The 23385-nt window shown below is 64.8% G+C and carries 20 protein-coding genes and 1 pseudogene; 9 read left to right on the top strand and 12 right to left on the bottom strand.

Annotation, left to right across the window (positions count from 1 at the left end; all coding sequences use genetic code 11):
* Positions 1-53: 53 nt before the first annotated feature.
* The 4 genes from BBTA_RS09575 to BBTA_RS09590 all read right to left on the bottom strand — a co-directional run bounded on the left by BBTA_RS09575 (position 54) and on the right by BBTA_RS09590 (position 4760).
* The gene (locus BBTA_RS09575) at positions 54-1133 is read right to left on the bottom strand and encodes a BMP family ABC transporter substrate-binding protein (RefSeq protein WP_012042274.1); all 1080 of its coding nucleotides are present in this window, start codon (positions 1131-1133) and stop codon (positions 54-56) included.
* 79 nt (positions 1134-1212) lie between these two features.
* On the bottom strand, positions 1213-2130 hold the full coding sequence (locus tag BBTA_RS09580) for an ABC transporter permease (protein WP_041750516.1): 918 nt from the start codon (positions 2128-2130) through the stop codon (positions 1213-1215).
* On the bottom strand, positions 2117-3208 hold the full coding sequence (locus tag BBTA_RS09585; RefSeq protein ID WP_012042276.1) for an ABC transporter permease: 1092 nt from the start codon (positions 3206-3208) through the stop codon (positions 2117-2119). The genes BBTA_RS09580 and BBTA_RS09585 overlap by 14 nt, the downstream gene beginning before the upstream one ends.
* Positions 3192-4760, bottom strand: a complete 1569-nt coding sequence (locus tag BBTA_RS09590; protein WP_012042277.1) for an ABC transporter ATP-binding protein — start codon at positions 4758-4760, stop codon at positions 3192-3194. The genes BBTA_RS09585 and BBTA_RS09590 overlap by 17 nt, the downstream gene beginning before the upstream one ends.
* 575 nt (positions 4761-5335) lie before the next feature.
* On the opposite strand from BBTA_RS09590, the gene BBTA_RS09595 reads away from it, so the two are divergent.
* Positions 5336-6430 (top strand): hypothetical protein, encoded by a 1095-nt coding sequence (locus BBTA_RS09595; protein WP_012042278.1) that lies wholly within the window; start codon positions 5336-5338, stop codon positions 6428-6430.
* A gap of 73 nt (positions 6431-6503) precedes the next feature.
* Here BBTA_RS09595 and BBTA_RS41780 read toward each other — a convergent pair.
* A pseudogene (locus tag BBTA_RS41780) lies at positions 6504-6703 on the bottom strand (nucleoside deaminase); the annotation flags it as partial.
* A gap of 575 nt (positions 6704-7278) precedes the next feature.
* Between BBTA_RS41780 and BBTA_RS09600 the strand changes: the two are divergent.
* Both BBTA_RS09600 and BBTA_RS09605 read left to right on the top strand, forming a co-directional pair.
* On the top strand, positions 7279-8373 hold the full coding sequence (locus BBTA_RS09600; RefSeq protein ID WP_012042279.1) for a hypothetical protein: 1095 nt from the start codon (positions 7279-7281) through the stop codon (positions 8371-8373).
* Between the two features lie 847 nt (positions 8374-9220).
* Positions 9221-10315 (top strand): hypothetical protein, encoded by a 1095-nt coding sequence (locus tag BBTA_RS09605; protein WP_012042281.1) that lies wholly within the window; start codon positions 9221-9223, stop codon positions 10313-10315.
* Positions 10316-10388: 73 nt separating this feature from the next.
* On the opposite strand, the gene BBTA_RS09610 is transcribed toward BBTA_RS09605, so the two are convergent.
* The 3 genes from BBTA_RS09610 to BBTA_RS09620 all read right to left on the bottom strand — a co-directional run bounded on the left by BBTA_RS09610 (position 10389) and on the right by BBTA_RS09620 (position 12555).
* The gene (locus BBTA_RS09610; protein ID WP_083780773.1) at positions 10389-10907 is read right to left on the bottom strand and encodes a nucleoside deaminase; all 519 of its coding nucleotides are present in this window, start codon (positions 10905-10907) and stop codon (positions 10389-10391) included.
* A gap of 208 nt (positions 10908-11115) precedes the next feature.
* Entirely contained in the window at positions 11116-11355 is a 240-nt protein-coding gene (locus BBTA_RS09615) for a DUF378 domain-containing protein (RefSeq protein ID WP_012042283.1), read from the bottom strand.
* A 60-nt stretch (positions 11356-11415) separates the two neighbouring features.
* A complete protein-coding gene (locus BBTA_RS09620; protein ID WP_012042284.1) occupies positions 11416-12555 on the bottom strand; it encodes an MFS transporter in 1140 nt (379 codons plus the stop codon).
* A 219-nt stretch (positions 12556-12774) separates the two neighbouring features.
* Here BBTA_RS09620 and BBTA_RS09625 point away from each other — a divergent pair, with 219 nt between their 5' ends.
* The 4 genes from BBTA_RS09625 (at position 12775) to BBTA_RS09640 (ending at position 16829) form a co-directional block, all read left to right on the top strand.
* Positions 12775-13704: a 2-dehydro-3-deoxygalactonokinase gene (locus BBTA_RS09625; RefSeq protein ID WP_012042285.1), complete on the top strand. Its 930-nt coding sequence runs from the start codon at positions 12775-12777 to the stop codon at positions 13702-13704.
* 1 nt (position 13705) lies between these two features.
* Entirely contained in the window at positions 13706-14347 is a 642-nt protein-coding gene (locus tag BBTA_RS09630; RefSeq protein WP_012042286.1) for a 2-dehydro-3-deoxy-6-phosphogalactonate aldolase, read from the top strand.
* A 113-nt stretch (positions 14348-14460) separates the two neighbouring features.
* Positions 14461-14916 (top strand): MarR family winged helix-turn-helix transcriptional regulator, encoded by a 456-nt coding sequence (locus BBTA_RS09635; RefSeq protein WP_012042287.1) that lies wholly within the window; start codon positions 14461-14463, stop codon positions 14914-14916.
* Positions 14913-16829 (top strand): FUSC family protein, encoded by a 1917-nt coding sequence (locus tag BBTA_RS09640; protein ID WP_041750517.1) that lies wholly within the window; start codon positions 14913-14915, stop codon positions 16827-16829. Before BBTA_RS09635 ends, BBTA_RS09640 begins: the two co-directional genes overlap by 4 nt.
* On the opposite strand, the gene BBTA_RS09645 is transcribed toward BBTA_RS09640, so the two are convergent.
* Positions 16810-19464, bottom strand: a complete 2655-nt coding sequence (locus tag BBTA_RS09645) for an alpha/beta hydrolase fold domain-containing protein (RefSeq protein ID WP_012042289.1) — start codon at positions 19462-19464, stop codon at positions 16810-16812. The genes BBTA_RS09640 and BBTA_RS09645 overlap by 20 nt on opposite strands.
* A 287-nt stretch (positions 19465-19751) precedes the next feature.
* Here BBTA_RS09645 and serA point away from each other — a divergent pair, with 287 nt between their 5' ends.
* Both serA and BBTA_RS09655 read left to right on the top strand, forming a co-directional pair.
* Positions 19752-20999, top strand: coding sequence for a phosphoglycerate dehydrogenase (gene serA / locus BBTA_RS09650; protein ID WP_012042290.1), 1248 nt, complete (start codon positions 19752-19754; stop codon positions 20997-20999).
* A gap of 21 nt (positions 21000-21020) precedes the next feature.
* Positions 21021-21500: a TOBE domain-containing protein gene (locus BBTA_RS09655; RefSeq protein ID WP_012042291.1), complete on the top strand. Its 480-nt coding sequence runs from the start codon at positions 21021-21023 to the stop codon at positions 21498-21500.
* Here the strand turns inward: BBTA_RS09655 and BBTA_RS09660 are convergent.
* From BBTA_RS09660 to BBTA_RS09670, 3 genes are read right to left on the bottom strand one after another with little or no spacing between them, the layout of a single operon-like run.
* Complete coding sequence (locus BBTA_RS09660; protein WP_012042292.1) at positions 21409-21831, bottom strand: winged helix-turn-helix domain-containing protein; 423 nt, start codon at positions 21829-21831, stop codon at positions 21409-21411. The genes BBTA_RS09655 and BBTA_RS09660 overlap by 92 nt on opposite strands.
* Positions 21828-22418 (bottom strand): DUF2478 domain-containing protein, encoded by a 591-nt coding sequence (locus tag BBTA_RS09665; RefSeq protein WP_012042293.1) that lies wholly within the window; start codon positions 22416-22418, stop codon positions 21828-21830. Before BBTA_RS09665 ends, BBTA_RS09660 begins: the two co-directional genes overlap by 4 nt.
* Before the next feature lie 11 nt (positions 22419-22429).
* Positions 22430-23293 carry a xanthine dehydrogenase gene (locus BBTA_RS09670; protein ID WP_012042294.1) on the bottom strand — a complete coding sequence of 288 codons (864 nt, stop codon included), beginning with the start codon at positions 23291-23293 and terminating at the stop codon, positions 22430-22432.
* Positions 23294-23385: the final 92 nt, after the last annotated feature.

Genomic DNA, 23385 nt, shown 5'->3' on the forward strand with positions numbered 1-23385 from the left:
TGCGAACCCCTGCCGCAATGCGAACGGCAGGGGGTCTTGGTCGCTGATCGCGATTACTTGCCGGGAAGCTTGTCGTCGACGCCTTTGACGTAGAAGTTCATGCCGAGGATCTGGCCGTCGGCGAGATGATCGCCGCCCTTGCACTCCACCTCCTTGCCGTCCTGGCCGACGACCGGGCATTTGAACGGATGCAGCTTGCCTGCGGTGATCGCGGCCTGCGTCTCCTCGGCCATCTTCTTCACATCATCAGGCATGTTGGTGTAGGGCGCCATTTCGAACATCTTGGAGTCGAGGCCACCCCAGGTGTCCTCCGACTTCCAGGTGCCGTCGAGCTCGGCCTTGACGCGGGAGATGTAATAGGGCGCCCAGGTGTCGAGGATCGAAGTCAGCTGCGCCTTGGGGCCGAACTTGATCATCTCGGAGTCCTGGCCGAAGGCGAGCTTGCCGCGCTCGGCCGCGACCTGCATCGGCGCCGGGCTGTCGGTATGCTGCATGATGATGTCGGCGCCCTGATCGAGCAGCGCCTTGGCGGCGTCGGCCTCCTTGCCAGGATCGAACCAGGTGTTGACCCAGATGATCTTGACCTTGATGTTGGGATTGATCGACTGCGCGCCGAGCATCGTCGCGTTGATGCCCGAGACGACCTCGGGAATCGGGAACGAGCCGATATAGCCAAGCACGCCGGCCTTCGACATCTTGGCCGCGATCTGGCCCTGGATATAGCGGCCCTGGTACCAGCGCGCCGAATAGGTCGACATGTTCTTGTCGCGCTTGTAGCCGGTGGCGTGCTCGAAATGCACGTTGGGATATTTTTTGGCGACCTTCAGGGTCGGGTCCATGTAGCCGAACGAGGTCGTGAAGATCAGCTTGTTGCCGGCGCGGACGAGCTGCTCGATGGCGCGCTCGGAGTCGGGGCCTTCCGGCACGTTCTCGAGATAGGTCGTCTCGATCTTGTCGCCGAACTCCTTCACGAGCGCCTGGCGCGCCAACTCGTGCTGATAGGTCCAGCCGAGATCGCCGATCGGTCCAAGGTAGATGAAGCCGACCTTCAGCTTGTCGGCGGCGTGCGCGACGCCGGCGATGCTCCCCGCCAGCAACAGCGCGGCGGCAGCCCCCAGAAGCCTTTTCATCATCGTCAATATCTCCAAATTGTCAGGGGAAAGCCTATTTCCAGAGCGTCGCGCCCCATCGCAGGCGCTCCGGATGAAACGATCAGCGGTCCGGGACGAACACCGTTCCCAATGCAGCCGGCGCCGTCGAGCCGCCGGTCCGGGCGCGCGACAGCAGCACCAGCACGATCACGGTGGCGAGATAGGGCAGCGCCGACATGAATTGCGAGGGGATGCCGACACCGGCGCCTTGCGCATGCAGCTGCAGGATCGTCACCGCACCGAAGAGATAGGCGCCGATGACGAGACGGCCCGGTCGCCAGGATGCAAACACGACGAGCGCGAGCGCGATCCAGCCGCGTCCCGCCGTCATGCCGGGAATGAAGAATGGCGTGTAGGCCAGCGGCAGATAGGCTCCGGCGAGCCCGGCGCAGGCGCCGCCGAACAGCACGGCCAGCATGCGGATGCGCAGCACGGGATAGCCGAGCGCATGCGCGGAGATGTGGTTGTCGCCGCAGGCGCGCAGGACGAGACCGGCGCGGGTGCGATAGAGGAACCACCAGACGGCGACAATCAAGGCCAGCGACAGATAGACAAAGGCGTCCTCGCCGAACAGGATGCGGCCGACCAGCGGGATGTCACTCAGGCCGGGAACCGAGAGGTGCGGGGCGGTGTTGATGCGCTCGCCGACAAAGCGCGCCCCGATCAGGCCGGAGAGGCCGATGCCGAAAATGGTCAATGCCAGGCCGGTCGCGACCTGATTCACCGCGAGCCCGAGCGTCATGAATGCGAAGATCAGCGACATCAGCATGCCGGCGATGATGCCGCACAGCGCGCCGACGACGATCGAGCCGGACAGCCAGGCGCCGCCAAAACCACAGGCGGCGCCGACGATCATCATGCCCTCGACGCCGAGGTTGAGCACGCCGGCGCGCTCGGTGACCAGCTCACCGGTCGCTGCCAGCAGCAGCGGCGTCGATGCGGCGAGCACCGACAGGATGATTGCTTCAACCAGCACCACTTTGCACCTGTCGGGCGGCGAAGACGAGCTTGAACCGGTAGAGGATGAGGGAGTCGCAGGCGAGCACGTAGAACAGCAGGATGCCCTGGAATACCTTGGTCACGTCGAGCGGAATCTTCATCGTGATCTGGGCCTGCTCTCCGCCGATGAACGTCAGCGCGAGGAAAAGTCCTGCAATTAATATTCCAACGGGATTGAGCCGGCCGAGGAAGGCGACGATGATCGCCGTGAAGCCATAGCCCGGCGAAATGCCCGGTTGCAGATGGCCGATCGGACCCGCCACCTCGATGATGCCGGCGAGGCCGGCCAAAGCACCGGAGATTGCGAAGGTCACCAGCACGAGCTGATTGGCGTTGAAACCGCCGAAGCGGGCGGCGCGCGGCGCGACGCCGACCACCCGGATTTCAAAACCCTTGATGGTGCGATCGAGCAGCACGAAGGCGCAGATGACGACAATGAGCGCGATGATGCTGCCGAGATGCAGCCGTCCGCCCTCGATCAGCAGCGGCACGGTCGCGACCGGATCGAACTCGGCGGTGGTCGGGAAATTGAAGCCGGCCGGATCACGCCACGGGCCGCGAACGAGATAATCGAGCAGGAGATCGGCGACATAGACCAGCATCAGGCTGGTGAGGATCTCGCTGGCGCCGAACTTCACCCGGCACAGCGCCGGAATCAGCGCGTAAAGCGCGCCCGCGGCAGCGCCGGCGAGCAGCATTGCCGGCAGCACCCAATGGCCGGCTTCCGTGCCCTGTGTCTTGACCGCGATCCAGCTGCCGGCGACGGCGCCGATCAGAAACTGGCCTTCGGCGCCGATGTTCCAGGCATTGGCGAGATAGCACAGCGATAATCCGATCGCGATCATCACCAGCGGCGTCGCCTTCACGGCGATTTCCTGCAGCGAATAGCCGTCGGTGAGAGGGGCGATGAAATACACGCCGAGCGCGGTGATCGGGTTCTTGCCGAGCAGGGCGAACAGCACGCTCATGGTCACCAGCGTCAGCCCGATGGCGATCAGCGGCGAGACCAGCGCTATGGTGCGTGAGCGCTCGGCGCGCTTCTCAAGCACGAGTTGCATGCGCGGCCTCCTTCTGGTCGAGACTGGCGCCGCCCATCAGCAGGCCGAGTTTTTCGCGCGTGGCTTCCATGCGCGGCAGGGCTGCCGAGAGCCGGCCATGAAACATCACGGCAATGCGGTCGGCGATTTCGATCAGCTCATCGAGATCCTGGCTGGTGACGAGCACCGCGGCGCCCGCACTTGCGAGGTCGATCAACGCCTGGCGGATGATCGCCGCAGCGCCGGCATCGACGCCCCAGGTCGGCTGGTTGACGACGAGCACCGCTGGTTGCCGCAAGATCTCGCGGCCGACGACGAATTTCTGGAGATTGCCGCCGGACAGGCTGGCGGCCTCGGGATCGCGCTTGGCCTTGCGGACGTCGAACGTCTCGGTGGTGCGATCCACCGTCCGCAGCGTGGCGGCGGCATTGATGAAGCCGTGGCGCACCATGTCGCCGGCGGCGTGCCCCGTCAGCAGCGCATTCTCCGACAGCCTCATCCGCGGCGCGGTGCCGTGACCGAGCCGTTCCTCGGGCACGAAAGCCGCGCCCATCTTGCGGCGCTCGCTGATCGAGAGATTGCCGCAGGCGATGCCGTCGATGATGATCGTTCCCGGCTCCTTGACAAGGCGCTCCCCGGAAAGCGCGGCGAACAGTTCGTCCTGTCCATTGCCTGCGACCCCGGCGATGCCGAGGATCTCACCGCCCTTCAACTCGAACGAGATATTCTGCAGACGGACCCCATGCAACTCGGCCGGTTGCAGCGTGAGATCATTCACGACCAGGCGCGGCACCGTCGTGCGCCGCTCGGCCGACGGCTTCACTTCCTTGATCTCGCTCCCCACCATCATACGGGCAAGCGATCCGGCCGTCTCGAGCTTCGGATTGCAGGTAGCAACCTTCCTGCCGCCGCGCAGGATCGTGGCGGTGTCGCACAGCCGCTTCACCTCATCCAGCTTATGGCTGATATAGAGGATCGCGCGCCCCTCTTGCTTCAGCCGCTCAAGCACGATGAAGAGCTGATCGGCCTCCTGCGGCGTCAGCACCGCCGTGGGCTCGTCCAGGATCAGGAATTTCGGGTTCTGCATCAAGGCCCGTACGATCTCGATGCGCTGCCGCTCGCCCACGGAGAGTTGCCAGACCTCCCGCTTGGGATCGAGCGGCAGTCCGTAGTCGCGGGCGACGTCGGCCAGCCGGGCCGACACCGCCCTGAGCGGCTCCTTGCCATCTAGCCCGAGCGCTACGTTCTCGGCGACGGTCAGATTGTCGAACAGGGAGAAATGCTGAAACACCATACCGATGCCTAGCGATCGGGCCTCGGAGGGCCCGGAGAGCTTGATCGGTCGGCCCTGCCAACGCAATTCCCCGCCACTCGGCTGCACCAGTCCGTAGATGGTCTTGACCAATGTCGACTTGCCCGCGCCGTTCTCGCCGAGGAGAGCGTGGATTTCGCGCGGGACGATCTCGATGTCGATCCTGTCATTGGCGAGGAAATCGCCGTAGCGCTTGGTCAATCCGACCGTCTGCAGGAGCGGCTGTACGGGGGCTGGGTGAGCCAGCGCGGGATCGGGCATGTGCTGCGTCTTAGGCAGGGAATGGAACTGCCTCAATTGTGAGCTAATTTAACTCGCCGCGTAAGAGGCGAAAAGCGCCATCGTTTGCACAACTCTTGCCCAGCCCCTGGAAACGTCCCCCCGTCCATTTCCGCTTCAAGGCCAGTTGCATCGGGCCGGTGATGCAATTGGATTGCCTCCGTCCGCGCGACGCGACATGTGGCACTTTTGCGACAGTTGCCGGGAATCAATCTCGGACAGCAGCGTGCCCGTTGGATGAGCAGCATCATCTCAACGGCCGAGCGAACCTCCGTCGTGTGCTTGCAGCGTTCCGCAGCGGCCGATGAAGCTGCTTCTGCCCTGTCCAGAAAACTCCAACGATGTGAAGTCGAAAGCCCCGTTTCGCGGTTCCATTTGCCGCGGCCAATCGTCTCACATCCTGGAACGCCGGCGCGAGGCGCGCGCCACCGTTTGGGGCGGAACCTTGATCAAACTGCGGGCAAGACGTGGAGAATCTTGAGGCTTCTCGCGACGAAGCTTCGGCGCAACTGTGCAGGCAAGTGCGGAATCGGCGCTTGTTCATTGGGGGTGTCTACATGTCATTTCGTCATTTCATCACTGCTGCCGTTGCGCTGGGCGCAGGCGCGATCGCGGCGCTGGGGCAGGCCGGCGCTGCGGATCTGCCGGCCAAGGCCGCGAAAAAGGCTCCGGTTGATCTGCCGTTCTTCCTCGTCGTCGACAACCGCGTCAGCTTCTCCTGGATGCCCAAGGGCACCGATCCCGGCGTGTTCTCGGTGCGGCCGAATGGCAGCATCAACAGCACCACCGCCAAGCAGGTCTATTCGTTCAGCCACTTCGACGTCTGGCAGTACGGCACCAACTTCTTCACCATTTCGATGTTCAAGTCGGATCATAACGACCCGGCCAATCCCTGCACCAATGCCGGCGTGATCTTCAATCCCGGCACCGGGATCGCCACCCCCGCAACGTGCGAAGGCGCCACCGAGATCTATGGCCTGTTCCGCTCGACCTTCGGCTGGAATCAGATCTTCAACACCAACGCTTTCACGATGGGGCCGCTGCACAACATCTCGTTCGAGGTGGGCATGGATGCCAACACCGAGAACAACTATCTGTCGCCGGCCAAGCGCTCCATGGTCGCCGGTCTGCAATTCGCGTTCGATCTGCCCTACAAGGGCTACTTCAACGCCGCGCCGCTGCTGTATTACGAATTCTACAACCGTAATGCGTTCACCCAGTGCGGAGCAGGCTGGCAGCTACCGGCAGCGGCTGTTCCGGGCGTGAACTGCTTGACCGACGGCAATCGCAGCTTCAACCCGACCTGGGCGCTCGAGCTGAATTACTACATGGATCTCGGCTTCCTGCCGCCAAACATGCAATTCTGGTCTATCAGCGGCCGCGCCGGCTGGTACGGTGAGAAGGGCAACGAGAACAGCCCGCTGCCGGGGACCAAGACCGCGATCGAGTTCAACTCCGAGCCGATCCGTCTGACCTTCGACGCTTCCAAGGCCTTCATGGGCGACAAGTATTCGCACTTCGTCGACGTCTGGGTTGCCTATCGCTACTGGCAGAACAAGTTCGGCCTCGACCACAAGACCAGCGGGGCCTGCGTCGGCAATGCCAGCTGCACCGAGGAGACGGTCTATGGCGGCGTGACCGTCAAGTTCTGATCTGGCGTGACCAGAGGAGGGCGCTGCAGCCAGGCTGCGGCGCCCTTCTCGTTTGATCATATGTCTCAGATGATCATAGGCCCCTGACGCCGTCATGCAGCGCGGCGGCTTCGTCGTCCAGCAGCGGTCCACGACCTCCGTCATACGCTGGCCACTCAAGAAGACCTTGCGGCAGGGTAGGTCGAGCGTCGGGTTTCCTGGTGTTTGCCGTGAAGTCGCGCAGCCGCCGATCGCTCGGCCGTGGACCTCCTGTCCAATGCCGGCCCGGTAGATCATGTGCTGCGTCTTGGACGGCGAATGGAGCTGTCTCAATTGTGAGACATTTGCCGGCTGTGTAAGAGACAAAATACACGCAATGCTTGGTGCGATTCGCGCCGATTACATTGGTTGTCTATTAGTTCGTATTCGCTTGTTTGTTGGTGTTTGATTAGTTGTAAGTAATTTGAGTCAATTCGTTTGCGTGAAGCGACGTGTGGCGCTTTTGCGACAGTCATTAGGATTCAATCTCGCGCATTCGCCTGCTCGTTAGATGATCAGCGTCATCCAAAGCGGCCAAGCGATCGCTTGTCAGTCTCTTGCCGGGGGCCTCAGAGGACGATGAAGCGGCCTCTGTCGGATCCATAAAACTCCAACGATGTGAAGTCGAAAGCTCGGTTTTGCGATGCCATCTGCTGCTGCGGATCGTCTCACATTCTGAGATCCCGAGGCGAGGCGCCAGCGCGGCTTGGGGCGGAAGCTTGCTCAAACCGCGAGCGAGGCATGGAGAATTTTGAGGCTTCTCGCGACGAAGCTTCCGGGCAACTTTGCATGCAAGTGCTGAATTGGCACTTGCTGCTTGGGGGATCTACATGTCGTTTCGAAAGTTCATCATTGCTGCGGTCGCGCTGGGCGCAGGCGCGATCGCGGCGCTCGGGCAGGCCGGCGCCGCGGATCTGCCGGGCAAGGCCGCGAAGAAGGCCCCGGCTGATCTGCCGTTCTTCCTCGTCGTCGACAACCGCGTCAGCTTCTCCTGGATGCCCAAGGGCACCGATCCCGGCGTGTTCTCGGTGCGGCCGAATGGCAGCATCAACGGCACTACCGCCAAGCAGGTCTATTCGTTTACTCACTTCGATATCTGGCAGTACGGCGCCAACTTCTTGACCATTTCGATGTTCAAGTCGGATCAAAACGATCCTGCCAATCCCTGCACCAATGCCGGCGTGATCTTCAATCCCGGCACCGGCATCGGTACCCGCGCAACGTGTGAAGGCGCTACCGAGATCTATGGTCTGTTCCGCTCGACCTTCGGCTGGAATCAGATTTTCAACACCAAGGCCTTCACCATGGGGCCGCTGAACAACATCTCGTTCGAGGTGGGCATGGATGCGGGGACCCAGAACACCTATGTGGCACCGGCCAAGCGCTCCGTGGTTGCCGGTCTGCAATTCGCGTTCGATCTGCCCTACAAGGGCTATTTCAACGCCGCGCCGTTGCTGTATTACGAATTCTACAACCGTAATGCGTTCACGCAGTGTGGAGCGGGCTGGCAGCTGCCGGCTGCGGCCGTCCCCGGCGTGAACTGCTTGACCGACGGTAACCGCAGCTTCAACCCGACCTGGGCGCTTGAGCTGAACTATTACATGGACCTCGGCTTCCTGCCGCCGAACATGCAGTTCTGGTCGATCAGCGGCCGCGCCGCCTGGTACGGTGAGAAGGGCAACGAGAACAACCCGCTGCCCGGGACCAAGACCGCGATCGAGTTCAACTCCGAGCCGATCCGCCTGACCTTCGATGCTTCGAAGGCCTTCATGGGTGACAAGTATTCCCACTTTGTCGACGTCTGGGTTGCCTATCGCTACTGGCAGAACAAGTTCGGCCTCGACCACAAGGTGAGCAGGGTCTGCGTCGGCAATTCGACCTGCACCGAGGAAACGGTCTATGGCGGCGTGACCGTCAAGTTCTGATCTGACGTGACCAGAGGAGGGCGCTGCAGCCAGGCTGCGGCGCCCTTGTTGTTTGTCATGTGTCCCAGATGATCATAGGCCCCTGACGCCGTCATGCAGCGCGGCGGCTTCGTCGTCCAGCAGCGGTCCACGACCTCCGTCATACGCTGGCCACTCGAGAAAACCTTGCGGCAGGGTAGGTCGAGCGTCGGGTTTCCTGGTGTTTGCCGTGAAGTCGCGCCGCCGCCGTTCGCTCGGCCGTGGACCTCCTGTCCAATGCCGGCCCTGTAGATCATGTGCTGCGTCTTGGATAGCGAATGGAGCTGTCTCAATTGTGAGACATTTGTCCGGCTGTGTAAGCGGCAAAATACACGCAATTCTTGGTGTGATTCGCGCTGGTTCCATTGGTTGTCTATTAGTTCGTGTTCGCTTGGTTGTTGGCATTTGATTAGTTGTAAGTAATTAGATTTGCTTCATTTGCGTGAACCGGCATGTGGCGCTTTTGCGACAGTCATTAGGATTCGATCTCGCGCATTCGCCTGCTCTTTGGATGATCAGCGTCATTCAAAGCGGCCAAATGATCGCTTGTCAGTCTCTTGCCGGGTCCTCAGAGGACGATGAAGCGGCCTCTGTCGGATCAAGAAAACTCCAGCGATGTGAAGTCGAAAGCTCGGTGGTGCGGGTCTATCTGCTGCTGCCGATCGTTTCATATTCTGGCCCCCAAACAGGGGGCGCGCGCCCCCGTTTGGGATCGAACCTCGATCAAGCTGCGAGCAAGGCATGGAGAATCTTAAGGCTTCTCCTGACGAAGCTTTGGGGCAACTGTGCGTGCCGGGGCTGCATCGACTCTTGTTGCTTGGGGGTTTAAATGTCCTTTCGGAAGTTTATCACTACTGCGTTTGTGCTTGGTGCAGGCGCGACCGCGGCGCTCGGGCAGGCTGGCGCTGCGGATCTGCCGGCCAAGATCGCGAAGAAGGCCCCGGCTGAACTGCCGTTCTTTCTGCTCGTCGACAACCGCGTCACCTTCTCCTGGATGCCCAAGGGCACCGATCCCGGCGTGTTCTCGGTGCGGCCGGATGGCAGCATCAAAGGCACCACCGCCCAGCAGGGCTATTCGTTCACTCACTTCGACATCTGGCAGTACGGCACCAACTTCTTCACCATTTCGTTGTTCAAGTCGGATCACAACGATCCGGCCAATCCCTGTACCAATGCCGGGGTGATCTTCAATCCCGGCACCGGCGTCGCCACCCCCGCAACGTGTGAAGGCGCCACCGAGATCTACGGTGTGTTCCGCTCGACGTTGGGCTGGAATCAGATCTTCAACACCAACGCCTTCACGATGGGGCCGCTGCGCAACATCTCGTTCGAGGTGGGCATGGATGCGAATAGCCAGAACACCTATGTGTCGCCGGCCAAGCGCTCCGTGGTCGCCGGTGTGCAATTCGAGTTCGATCTGCCCTACAAGGGCTATTTCAACGCCGCGCCGTTGCTGTATTACGAATTCTACAACCGTAACGCCTTCACGCAGTGCGGAGCGGGCTGGCAACTGCCGGCTGCGGCCGTCCCGGGCGTGAACTGCCTTGCGGATGGCAATCGCAGCTTCAACCCGACCTGGGCACTCGAGCTGAACTATTACATGGACCTCGGCTTCCTGCCGCCGAACATGCAGTTCTGGTCGATCAGCGGACGCGCTGGCTGGTACGGTGAGAAGGGCAACGAGAACAACCCGCTGCCCGGGACCAAGACCGCGATCGAGTTCAACTCCGAGCCGATCCGCCTGACCTTCGACGCTTCGAAGGCCTTCATGGGCGACAAGTATTCCCACTTTGTCGACGTCTGGGTTGCCTATCACTACTGGCAGAACAAGTTTGGCCTTGATCGCAAGGTCAGCGCGGTTTGCAGAGGCAATTCGACGTGTACCGAGGAAACGCTCTATGCCGGCGTGACCGTCAAGTTCTGATTGGACGTGACCGGAGGAGGGGCGCCGCAGTTCGGCCGCGGCGCCCTTGTCGGCTATGATGTGTCCCCGATAATCATCTGTCCCAGACGCCGATATGCAGCGCGGCGGCTTCGTCCTCCAGCAGTGGCCCGACGACCTCCGTGGTACGCTGGCCGCTCGCGAAGACGTCGCGACAGGGCAGGTCGAGCGTCGGATTCTCCGGATGGTTGCCGGTGAAGTCGCGCAGTCGCCGTTCGCTCAGGCCGTAGACCACCCGTCCGATGCCGGCCCAGTAGATCGCGCCCGCGCACATCGCGCACGGCTCGGCCGACGAATACAGCGTGGCCGTCGCTCGAATGTCGGCGGCGATCGAGGTGCAGGCCTGCGTCGCCACGAGCCGCTCTGCATGCGCCGTGGCGTCGCGCGCCGGCATGTAGCCATTCTCCGCCTCGATCAGCACGCGACCGCCGGCGTCGACGAGAACGGCTGCGAACGGATGGTTGCCGTGCGACATCGAGCGCCGGGCGACGGCAAAGCTGTGACGCAGGAAATGGGCATCACGCGCCTGCGTGCCGGCGGCACTTTGATCATCCGCCGTGCTATCGTCATTCATCGCCATCGCACTGCTCCATTGCGCATTGGGCAGAGTCTGTGCCGGCATGCCGGAACGCGCAAGGGTAACCTGCGTGGGGATGGCGTCGAACTCGCCGTCGTCGCGATCGAGACCGAGCTGCGTGCCCGCCATCCCGAGATCGCGACGTTGTTCGTGAAACCCCAGACCGGCCGCCGCTATCGGGAGATCAGCGCCGCCCGGCATGCGGTCAGCGGTAGACGACGTCGCTGCGTGCGGACGACAGCCGCACCAGCATGCCGATCTGATAGATCGCCGAGAGCGCGACCAGGATATAGACGATCCGGGCGATCGGCGAGGATGTCGCGGTTTCCGCCGCACCATTGCCGAAGATGGCGGTGACGAGATCGACATCGAACAGGCCGACGAGGCCCCAGTTCAGTCCGCCGACGATCACCAGAACGAGAGTGAGGATATTGAGTGCGCGCATGGTTCTGCTCCTTGGCCAATGCATTCGATATTGACCAAGGCGAGGACGGCCGGCTCGTTCCTATCGCGGCGCAGTTGCGACCAAAGGCGCACTCGCAAGCACGACGACCAGCAGCGCCGCGAGCAGCCAGAATGCGGTCGACAGGCTCGTGGCCGCGGCGACGAAGCCGATGCCGGCGGGCCCGAGCAGCACGCCGGAGTAGCCGGCGGTGGTGACGGCCGCGACGGCCAGGCCGACCGGCATCACGGTCTGTGCTCCGGCTCGTCGGAACAGCACCGGCACCAGATTCGAGGCGCCGAGGCCGACCAGGGCAAAGCCTGTCATCGCACTGACGACCGAGGGAACGGCCAGCAGCACGACGAATCCGGTGATCGCCATGACGCTGCCCCACAGCAATGTCGCCCGATCTCCGATCCGCGCGACGACGACATCGCCGGCGAGACGGCCGATCGTCATCGTGATCGAGAACATGATGTAGCCGAGCCCGGCCTGCGCGGCCGGCAGACGGCCGGAGGCCGTGAGCAGCAGCGCGCTCCAGTCAAGCATCGCGCCTTCGACCAGGAACATGATCGCCGCGAGCGCCGCCAGCAACAGCACCGCGCCGTGCGGCAGCACCAGCAGCGGGCCCGATTCTGCCGGCTTGCCTGCGATCAGCCGCGGAACGGCGATGATCATCGCCGCCAATGCGATCGCGCAGCAGGCGAGCGTGCCCGGCAGCGGCGCGACCTCGAAGGCGAGCAGCGCGGTCATGACGCCGGAGCCGGCAAAGCCCCCGATGCTGAATTGGGCGTGAAAGCCGGACATCAATGGCCGTGCGCTGAGCCGCTCGACCTCGATGGCCTGGATGTTCACGGCGACGTCGAGCGAGCCGAGCGCCGCGCCGAAGGCGAACAGCGCGAGCGCGAGCGTGACCGGCGTCGTGGCGATGACGAGCGGAGGCAGCAGAACGCTGAGGGCAAGTCCGCTGACGATCACCACCGGCTTGCTGCCATAGCGCGCGCTGAGCAGGCCGGCCGCCAGCATCGATGCGACCGAGCCGACACCGAGCGACAGCAGCAGGAGTCCGAGCGTCGCATCATCGACGCCGAGCCGCTGCTTGGCGAATGGCACCAGCGGCGCCCAGCACGCGATGCCGAAGCCGGCGACGAAGAAGGCCAGGCGTGTCGCGAGCTGCGCCGCGCGGTGGTCTGAAATGGTCATGGATGGGGGTCCGGAATGCGGATGAAGCCGCGCCTGACAGCGGCTGCGGGAGATCGGGAAGCCAGGCGCCGCGCCTTTGCAACGCAACAAAGAAGGGACGATGCCGGCGGACCTGCCGATCCACTGGCCGAGCTTGTCGGCCGCGACATATCATGCATATAGGGCGGGCGTCATCCGAGCTGGGCCTCCAGAGTGTCGCAGCGCAGCCGCAGAGGAACGATGAGCTCGATCGAGATGTCCAAGGCGGCCTTTGTTGCCGTCGACTGGGGAACTTCGAGCTTCCGCGCCTGGCTGATGGCCGCCGACGGAACGGAGCTCGCCGAGAGCCGAGGCCCCGAGGGCATGTTGCAATGTGCGACGTCGGGGTTCGCGCCGGTGCTGCGCGATCATCTCCGCAAGCTCGGTGGACCGGCCGACCTGCCGGTGCTGATCTGCGGCATGGCCGGCGCGCGGCAGGGCTGGGTCGAAGCGCCATATCTGCAAACGCCGACCCGCCTCGACGCGCTGCATGCCGGCGCGATCTGCGTCGAGACCGAGGGCGACGTCAGGATCCTCCCTGGTCTGGCCCAGGCCCGCGCCGATCAGCCGGATGTGATGCGCGGCGAGGAGACGCAGCTGTTCGGCGTCACCGAGCCAGGCTTTTCCGGGATCGTGTGCATCCCCGGCACCCACAGCAAATGGATCCGGGTCGAGGCCGACGCCGTGGTCGCATTTGCAACCTACATGACCGGTGAGCTGTTCGCGGTGATCTCCCAGCACAGCATCCTGATGCATGCCGTCGAGCCGGACGCCGCGCCAGCCGAGGACGGCGCTTCGTTTCGCGCGGGCCTCGCGTCCGCGCTATCGTCTCCGGCGAGCCTGACCAGCGCGCTGTTCCGGCTGCGCGCGGCCCAGTTGCTCGGATTCGAGCCGCGCTCCGAAGGCGCCGCGCGGTTGTCGGGACTGTTGATCGGCAGCGAGATCGCGGATGCCCGCATGCGCTTCGGCAGCGACCTCCCGCTGCGGCTGATCGGAGCAGGCCGGCTCGGCCGGCTCTATCGCGAGGCCTTGACGGCGTCTGGTTTCACCGTGAACGAATGCGATGCTGAGCTGGCCTCGCGCCAAGGCCTGATCAAGGCGGCCCGGCAGATCTGGGGAGCGCGTTTCTGACATGACACAGTCTGTGAACTGGCCCAACGTGAAGCGGTCGCTGGTTGCGATCCTGCGCGGCATCAAGCCTGACGAGGCCGAGGAGATCGTGGCTGTCCTGGTCGAAGCGGGTTTCGAGATGATCGAGGTCCCGCTCAACTCGCCCGAGCCGTTCGTCTCGATCGAACGGCTGGCCAGGCGCTTCGGCCAGGACTGCCTGATCGGCGCGGGGACGGTGACCAATGCACCGGATTGTGTGCGGGTTGCGGAGGCAGGCGGCCGCTTGATGGTCAGCCCGAACGTCGATGCCGAAGTGCTGGCAACGGCGCAGGCTTACGACATGGTGACGATGCCCGGGGTGTTCACCCCGACAGAGGCATTTCTTGCCCTGCGCTGCGGCGCTTCGGCGTTGAAGTATTTTCCTGCTTCGGTTCTCGGCCCCGCCGGCATCGCGGCGCAATTGGCCGTGCTGCCGAAAGGCGTCGTCGTCGGGGCGGTCGGTGGCGTTTCGGACAAGAACCTTGCGACCTATGTCGCGGCTGGCGTGCGCGCGTTCGGCCTCGGCTCGAGCCTGTACAAGGCGGGCATGACGGCGAGCGATGTGCGTGACACCGCGCGTGCCTCGGTGCTGGCCTATGACGAGGCCATGAAACAGCAGGTTTGACCGGCTGCAGCTGCGTCCGGATCGCTCGGCATGCGCCGGACGCGGAGCAGCCCGGCGCGCGCTGCCCCGAAAATAGATTGAATTCAAATCATTTTGGTTCAAGTAAATGGGGGATGACACCGTCGGCATCCACCGCCCGTCTTCGCTTCGGCTTTGCGCTCGTTGGCCTCGCCCGCCGCTGGCGCCGCGCGCTGGACGAACGGATGGGCGCGCTCGGATTGTCGGATGCGGCATGGCCGCCGTTGGTGCATCTCGATCGATCGGGCGATGGCATCACCCAGAATGAGCTTGCGGCCCGCTGCGGCATCGACGGATCGAGCCTGGTGCGCCTGCTCGACATGCTCGGTGAGCGTGAACTGATCGAGCGGCGGGTCTCCCCGACCGACCGCCGCTCGCGGCTGGTCTTTCTCACCGCGAAGGGCAGGCGGCTGCTCACCTCGGTCTATCGAGTGCTGCGCGAGGCCGAGAGCGCGATGCTCCGGGACATCGACGACACGCGCCTGCAGGCGACGCTCGACATGTTCGACCGGATCGAGCAGCGGCTCATCGAAGGAGACGGCAAGGAATGAATGCGCCACCCGCTTCGCGGTTCGGCTTCGAATGGCCCCGCCTCGCATTCGGCTTTCGGACCGCGCTCGCCGCATGTCTTGCGCTCCTGCTTGCCTGGCTGGTGGGACTGGAGCATCCGCAATGGTCGGGGATGACGGTGTGGGCGGCCTCGCAACCTCTCCGCGGACATCTTCTGGAGAAGAGCGCGGCCCGGCTCGCCGGCACCATCATCGGCGTGTTGTTCGGACTGGCCTTGATGCGTGTCTCGCACGGCGACGCCATGGTGCTCGTCATCGGCATCTCGCTCTGGATCGGCCTGTGCGCCTTTGCCGGCAATCTCGTCCGTGGCTACGCCTCCTATGCCGCCATGCTCTCCGGCTATTCGGCGGCCATGGTGGCCCTGCTCGACGCGGCCCATCCGGAGCATGTGCTGGCCTTGGGCGCCGATCGCGTGCTGACCGTTGCCGTCGGCATTCTGGCCGCGCTGCTTGTCGGCTGGCTGTTCGCCGCGCCCGGCGACGATATCTCGGTTGTGGAGAAGGCGCGGCTTGTCAGCGAGCAACTGGCAGCCGACATCGTCGCGCGTCTGCGCGGGGCGCCGGTCTCGGAGAATGAGCAGCGTTCGATTCTGTCGGACATCTCGGCGCTCGAAGGCACGCTCGACCTGCATGGTGCTGGCTCACGCCGGCGACGACGGCTGGTTCGGAAGATCCGCGCGCTGCTGGCGGCGCAGGTCTCGGCCGTGCTGTGGCTGCGCTCGGAGGACAGCCGGGCCATCGATGCCGCGATGGCGGACTCGCTGGCGCGAACAGACATGTCCGAGACCGGAGTTTCCGTGCCGGCGCTGCAGCGGTTGGGCGAGGCCGCGGCCGCCGCGAATCCGCATGAACCATTGGCGTCGGTCCTGAATGACCTCGCCGCGGCGACAAGCAATCTGGCTGATCTCGACGGACGCCCTGCTGCCGAACTGCTTTTGCATCGCGATTGGATGCTGGCGCGCCGCGCGATGTTGCGCACCCTTGTCGCGATGCTGGCCGCGGGTCTGGTCTGGCTCGCAACCGGCTGGGAGATGGGCGGCTTCATGATGCTCGGCACGGCGATCATGCTGTCGGTCTTCTCGACCTTCGAGAAACCGGCTGCCATCCTGCCTCACGTGCTCGCAGGGCAGGTGCTGGGGACGGGCCTCGCCCTGATCTGCCGCTGGCTGATCTGGCCATACGTCGGTGGATCGCTCGGGGCGGTGCTGGCGATGGTCCCCTTCATCTTGCTCGGTGCGCCGCTGTCGGCGCATCGCCTGACCCAGCGCATGGCGTTCGACGTCAACATGGTGCTGTTGCTGATGCTGCAGCCGACCTGGCCGCAGACCATGAGCTTCGGGCATTCGCTGATGGCTAGCCTTGCCGTGGTCGCCGGACCCGTGGTCGCGCTGATTGCCTTCAGCCTGATCTATCCTGTCGACAGTCGCCGGCGCTATGAGGCGGTCAGATATTCGATGATCGACGATCTCGAACATCTCGCGGCCAGCGCCCTGCGATCGGATCGCCGCAAGCGATGGCGCGCGCTGCTGCATCACCGCGTCCTGCTCGCCACCTATTGGGGCGAACGGGCCTCGTATCCGACTGCGCGCCTGGCCGACGATGCCCTGGCGTTGCTGTATGTCGGACAGGCGATCGAGCAACTCGGCGAACTCGCTGCAAGCGGAACGTCGCCGGGCGCCAGACGGCGCTGCACGGCGACGCTGGAGCGGCTGCACCGCATCGGCACGGATCCGCTGCGCGCGGCCCGCGCCTTGCTCGATGCCGTGGGCCGGCTGCCGGCCGAGATGTCCGGCTGCAGACCGATTCTGACGCGGGCGGCGGCCCAGCTTGCAGAACGCCCTGCAGCCTTTCGCAAGATGGCCGCCGGCGCCGGTGCTAGCTCGCCGCGGCGTTGATCTCCGGCGAGCCGCTGTCTTCGGCAGGCTGGGTGAACGCCTGCAGCGCCTCCGCCATCTGCACGCGACCACCGACACCGGTAATGACGATATCGACCATCGTGAACGATGAGTGGAAATGGCCGCGGGCCTTGAGCTGTCCGACGGGGACGCCCGCCGCTGCCAATGCCTCCGCATAGGCCACGCCTTCGTCGCGCAGCGGGTCGAACTCGCAGGTCACGATATAGGCCGGCGGCAGTCCTTTCAGCTGGCCGCGCAGCGGCGACACGCGCGGATCGGTGCGATCGGCCGGCGAGCAGTAGATGTCCCAGAACCAGAACATCAGGCCGCGCGTCAGGAAGTAGCCGGCGGCATTCTCGGTGTACGACGGACGATCGAAGCTGCAATCGGTGACCGGGCACACCAGCAGCTGGCCACCGACAACGGGACCGCCGCGATCGCGCGCCAGCTGGCATGTCACGGCGGCGATATTGCCGCCCGCGCTCCAGCCCGCGACCAATACTGGACCTTCGCGGCCGCCGAGTTCGGCGGCGTGCTCCGCAACCCAGCGGGTGGCGGCGTAGCCATCTTCGGCCGCCGCCGGGAAGCGATGCTCGGGAGCGTGGCGGTAGTTCACGCTGATGAAGATCATGTTGGAGCGGCGGCACATGTCGCGGCAGAACGGATCATCCGACTGCTCGTCGCCGAGCACCCAGCCGCCACCATGGAAGTACACCACGATCGGATGCGGCCCGGGTGTCGCCGGGCGATAGAGCCGGTAGGCGAGGGGGCCATCCGCGCCTGGGAGCGTGCCGTCCTTGACCTCACCGACGGGGCGTCCCGGCGGCCGGGTCTTGTTGAACTCGGTGATGAAGTCGCGGGCGCCCTGCGCGCCCATCGATTCGATCGGCGGCAGGTTCATCTCGGCGAGCATGTTCAGCACCAGCCGCACATCCGGCTGCAGCTGCACGATCTCTCCGTCATTGCATTGGGCCGCGCCGTTCGGACCAGCCAGCTTGAAGCCGAGCATGCCGCGCTTCACGATCTCGTTGCAGATGCCGCGATAGGGCCCGACGCCGCCGGTATAGGGCATCAATGTCTGCGGCTTGCCTGGCACGTTGGCGCCCGTGTACCAGGTGTTGGCGAGCCGATGCAGCGTCACCGTCGCGCAGTCCGCCATGTGGCGCATCCAGCCGGCCTGCGCGGTGTCCGTCGGCTCGATCGTCGTGAAGCCGGCCTCGCGCATCTCGGCCAGGCGGTCCACCACGAAGTCGACATGCTGTTCGATCGACACCGCCATGTTCGAGAGCACCGATGGGCTGCCCGGCCCGGTGATCAGGAACAGATTGGGGAAGCCGGCGACGGTCAGGCCGAGATAGGTCTCCGGGCCGTTCGCCCAGGTCTCATCGAGCGATTGGCCGCCGCGGCCCTTGATCGGATGCACGGCGCGGATCGCGCCGGTCATGGCATCGAAGCCGGTGGCGAACACGATCACGTCGATGTCGAAGCTGCGCTTGTCGGTCTTGATGCCGTTCGCCGTGATCGACGTGATCGGCTCCTTGCGCAGGTTGACCAGGGTGACGTTCGGCCGGTTGAACGTCGCGTAGTAGTTGGTGTCCAGACACGGACGCTTCGCGCCGAACGGATGATCATGCGGCGTGAGCGCCTCGGCCGTCTCGGGATCCTTGACGATCTCGCGGATCTTCTCGCGGATGAGATCCGCGAGTAGCGCGTTGCCGTCGGCGTCGACCCCCTGGTCGGCCCAGAGCTGCGTCAGCATGCCGACGAGGTCGCCCGCAGCCCATAGCTTCTCGAAGCGCGCGCGGCGCTCACTCTCGCTCATCTGCCAGCTGAATTCGGTGGCCGGCGGAATCGGCACGCCCGTCAGCGACCAGCGCGCCTGCTCGCGCAGGCCGTTGCGATCCTGCGTCAGCTGGGCGGCACGATCGGCCGGCAACGGGCCGTTATGCGCCGGTAGAGCGAAGTTCGGCGTGCGCTGGAACACGGTCAGCTGCGCCGCCTGCTCGGCGATGATCGGGATCGACTGGATGGCGGACGAGCCGGTGCCGATCACCGCGACGCGCTTGCCCTTGAGGTCGACGCCGTCATGCGGCCAGCGGCTGGTGAAGTAGATCGCGCCCTTGAAGTCGTGCACGCCGTCGAATTCCGGCGGCTTGGGCTGCGACAGGCAGCCGGTCGCCATGATGTAGTGGCGGCAGGAGACGGCCGGGCCGTTGTCCGTCGTGAGCAGCCAGCGCTCCTTCGACTCATCCCAGGAGGCGCCGAGCACGCGGGTGCCGAAGCGAATGTCCCGGCGCAGATCGTAACGATCGGCGACGAAGCCGAGATAGCGCAGGATCTCCGGCTGGGTGGCATATTTCTCGGACCACTGCCAGGCGGTCTCGAGCTCGGGATCGAACGTGTAGCTGTAGTCGACGGTCTGGATGTCGCAGCGCGCGCCCGGATAGCGGTTCCAATACCAGGTGCCGCCGACATCGGTTGCGATATCCAGCGCCACGGTCGAGAATCCCGCCTTGCGCAGGCGGTAAAGCAGGTACAATCCCGCAAATCCGGCGCCCACGACGGCGACGTCGACCGTCTGGGTTTCACCCTGAGCGGATTCCGACGCGCGTGCCTCGACCATTCCGTCTGACATGCTGACCTCCCGATGATTTTGTGATTGCCGGAAGGCTAGCGCCGCTCGCGTGGTTTGTCAGCAGCCAAAACAACGATCTGCGGTTGCTGCAGTGCGGGCGTTGCCGGGCGTTCCACCGGTCAGGCGCTGATTTTGCATTGCCTGTCAAAAGACGCCAATGGAGTGGACAAGGCCCTGAGAAAGCGACAGAAAGCGACGCTGCCGCGCTGCATTCACCAAGTTTCAACGCATCGCGACTGTAACAAGCGCTACACTACGCCACACCCACGATTGATCAGGCCAGGCCCATGCCGCTATCGCTGCCCAAGCAAAAGATCCGCGTTCTGCTCCTGGAGGGCGTGAACGACTCGGCCGTCCGCATGTTCGAGGCCAACGGCTACACCGAGATCGAACGGCTGCCCAAGGCGCTCGGCTCGGCTGAACTGAAGCGCATGCTGTCCGGCGTGCATATGCTCGGCATTCGCTCGCGCACGCATCTGACCGAGGACGTCCTGCAGGCCGCAGACCGGCTGATGGTGGTCGGCTGCTTCTCGGTCGGCACCAACCAGGTCGATCTCGACGCCGCCAAGCGGCTCGGCATTCCCGTGTTCAACGCGCCGTACTCGAACACGCGCAGTGTCGCCGAATTGACCATTGCCGAAGTCGTGATGCTGATGCGGCGCATCTTCCCGCGCTCGGTGGCGGCGCATGCCGGCGGCTGGGACAAGTCCGCCAATGGCAGCCGCGAGGTGCGCGGCAAGACGCTCGGCATCGTCGGCTACGGCAATATCGGCTCGCAGCTGTCGAACCTGGCCGAAGCCATGGGCATGCGTGTGATCTTCTTCGATCTCACCGACAAGCTGCGCCATGGCAACACCGAGCCGGTCGAGAGCCTCGATGAGCTGCTGGCGATGAGCGACGTCGTCTCGCTGCATGTGCCGGAGACGCCGGCAACCGCCAACATGATCGGCGAGCGCCAGATCCGGCACATGAAGGACGGCGCCTATCTGATCAACAATTCGCGCGGCACGGTCGTCGATATCGAGGCGCTGGCCAGCGCGCTACGCGACGGCAAGCTCGCTGGCGCGGCGGTCGACGTCTTCCCCGTCGAGCCGGCCTCGAACGCTGATCCCTTTGTGTCTCCGCTGCAGGGCCTGCCGAACGTGATCCTGACCCCGCATGTCGGCGGCTCCACGGAGGAGGCGCAGGACCGGATCGGTGGCGAGGTCGCGCGCAAGCTGATCGACTATTCCGACGTCGGCTCGACCTTCGGCGCGGTCAACTTTCCGCAGGTGCAGTTGCCGGCGCGTCCGACCGGCACGCGCTTCATCCACGTCCACCGCAACGTCCCGGGTGTGCTGCGCCAGGTCAACGAGGCGGTCTCGCGGCACAACATCAACATCCTCGCGCAATATCTGCAGACCGATCCCGAGGTCGGCTATGTCGTGCTCGAAACCGACGTGGTGGGCGGCGAGGGCGAGGAGCTGCTGTCGGAGCTGCGCGCTGTGGAGGGCACGATCCGCGTCCGCGTGCTGTACGATCACGATCGGCCGTGACGTGATGGAGGCGCTTGCGCGATGACTGCCGAGGCTCCCTCGTCTCCAGCCTCCGCCGTGGTGCTCAGCACCACGGTGCCTGCGCGGGTGCTGCGGCACGATCCGCAATATGGCATGTCGACGCTGTTTTTCGCCGATGGCGAGCTGCGGGTGCCGATGGTCGATGCCGCGATCGATGCCGGCGTCTCCGTGACCATCGAGGCGCGTGACGTGTCGATCGCATTGTCGCGGCCGATGGACGTGTCGATCACCAATCGGCTGCCGGGCCGCATCGAGGCGATCCTGCCGCTGGATCCGCCCTATGTGCGCGTCACATTCGATCTCGGCGCGACGAAGCTGCACGCCTTGGTGACGCTCGAATCGGTCGAGCGGCTGGCGCTGGAGCCGGATCTGTCGGCCTGGGCGATGATCAAGAGCGTCGCGATCGGACCCGGCGCGGTTCGGCCTTCGGAGCTGCCTCGGCCGCGCCGCTGGCCCGCTTCTGATAATGAGGGTCCGTAGCCTTCTGTAGCTCGCCCAGCGCCGCGGCCGTGGCCGTGCGCGTGCGCCGCTCCATCGAGCGATACAGCGCGATCAGACGCTCGCCGAACAGTGTGATCTCGGCGCCGCCGCCGCGGCGGCCGGGATGGGTCTCGAAAACCGGCGTCTCGAAGGTGCGGTTGAGCGCATCGACCATCAGCCAGCACTTGCGATACGAGATGCCGCTGGCCCGCGCCGCACCGAGAATCGAGCGCTCCTTGCGGATGAATTCGATCAGCTGCAGATCCTCGGAGGCGAGGCTGCCGCCATTGCCGAAGGTGATGGTCAATGCGATCTGAGCTTCGCGCTTCATCCCAATCCGATCCGCTCGCGTGGCGAGCCGATCATGTCACGCGCGCTCCGCGCTGTCACCATGCGGCCGGACCACGCCTCGATCCATCCTGGCCCGCGCGCGATCTCGGCCGGAACGCATGCGGCGAAGGGGCCGGCGAAATTGCTCCATGCCACCATCATCGCCGGCGACACCGCGGTGATGATCGGAAGCCCGGCGGCGATGGCCGAGCCGAAGGCGTCGGCGAGGCCGCCGCCGGCGGCTTCCTGCTTGCCGAACTTGCTGAGGATCACGACATCGGTGCCCCGCGCGATCGACTGCTGCACGGCGGCGCAGGCGAGCACCAATCCTTCGGGATCGAGATTGCAGGCCTGCGACCCCGGACCGAGATCCTGCGAGATCGAGAACAGGCGTTCGTCATCGAGATTGCGCAGCACCATGGCTTTGCAGGGCTTGGCCTTGTCCGCACTGCTCTCGATCACGCCGGAGACGCGCAAACCCGCGTCCGCAAGGCGCAACGCGAACTCACCCAGCAGCTCCTGGATCACGGCGGATGCGGCGCCCTGCAATGCCACGATCTGACACGTCCCGGCTTCTGCGACATCCATGGCAGTCCTCTTCACACGATGGCGGAGACGCGGCCCGCCTTCCGACCGGTTTGCATGACCTGGTGAACGGCCGACACGACGCTCGCGGCGATCGCCTGGCCGCGCTCGTCCATGCCGGTCCAGGCGGCGTGACGGCCGCGCGGATCGATCTCGAGCAGCTTGACGTTGGCCGGCACACGCACGCCGTCACGCGCGATGCCGCGCAGCGCGCCGTCGAGCGGCGCGAGCACCGGCGCGCCGCCGAGCGAGCCGAGCTGCAGCCCCTTGTAGACGCGGGTGCCAATGTCGAGCGGCGTGTGCCAGACCGCCTCCTGGTCCGAATAGACGAAGCGCTCGCTCCCGGCGCCGCCGAGATCGCGCGCCTTGCCGTCGGCGTTGCGTGTGGTGCCCTGCGCGACGATCGCCCCGGTCTCGCACGGATGCGTCTCGATCGCGACGTCGCAATTGTGCCCGACAGCAAAGCGCGGGCCGATGCCGACGGCGATGCCGGCGACGCCGCGCAGATCCGGCGTGACCAAATGCTTCTGCATGCGCGCGTCGACGATGACGGCTGGATAGCGGAAGGCGATGATGTCGGTGAGATGCATCGCGGTCACGGCGACCTGGCTGGGCGCGCGGTGAATCCGCACGACGTCTGCGATGCTTTCGGCGCGGCAACCGATCACGCCGCCGACGTCGCGCGCTTCGCCGAACAGCACGTCGTGGAAGGCCATGCCGCGTCGGATCACCGGCGGAAACGCGTCGTGGCAGAGCACGACCGCAAAGCGGGCCTGGTTCAGCCTTGCCGCGACGGCGGAGGCGATCTCGTTGGTGCCCAGCAGCAGCGCGAGCGGCTCGGGCGCGTTCGGATGCCAGGTGACGGCGGCGGCTTTCATGCTGATGACCTCATGTTGCAAGGCCGAACTAGCAAGCCCCGGGCCATTCGGCCGATCGTCGGTCAACTCCCTGATGACGTTGATGAAACGTA

Origin of the sequence: Bradyrhizobium sp. BTAi1, from assembly GCF_000015165.1 — a bacterium.
Classification (GTDB): domain Bacteria; phylum Pseudomonadota; class Alphaproteobacteria; order Rhizobiales; family Xanthobacteraceae; genus Bradyrhizobium; species Bradyrhizobium denitrificans.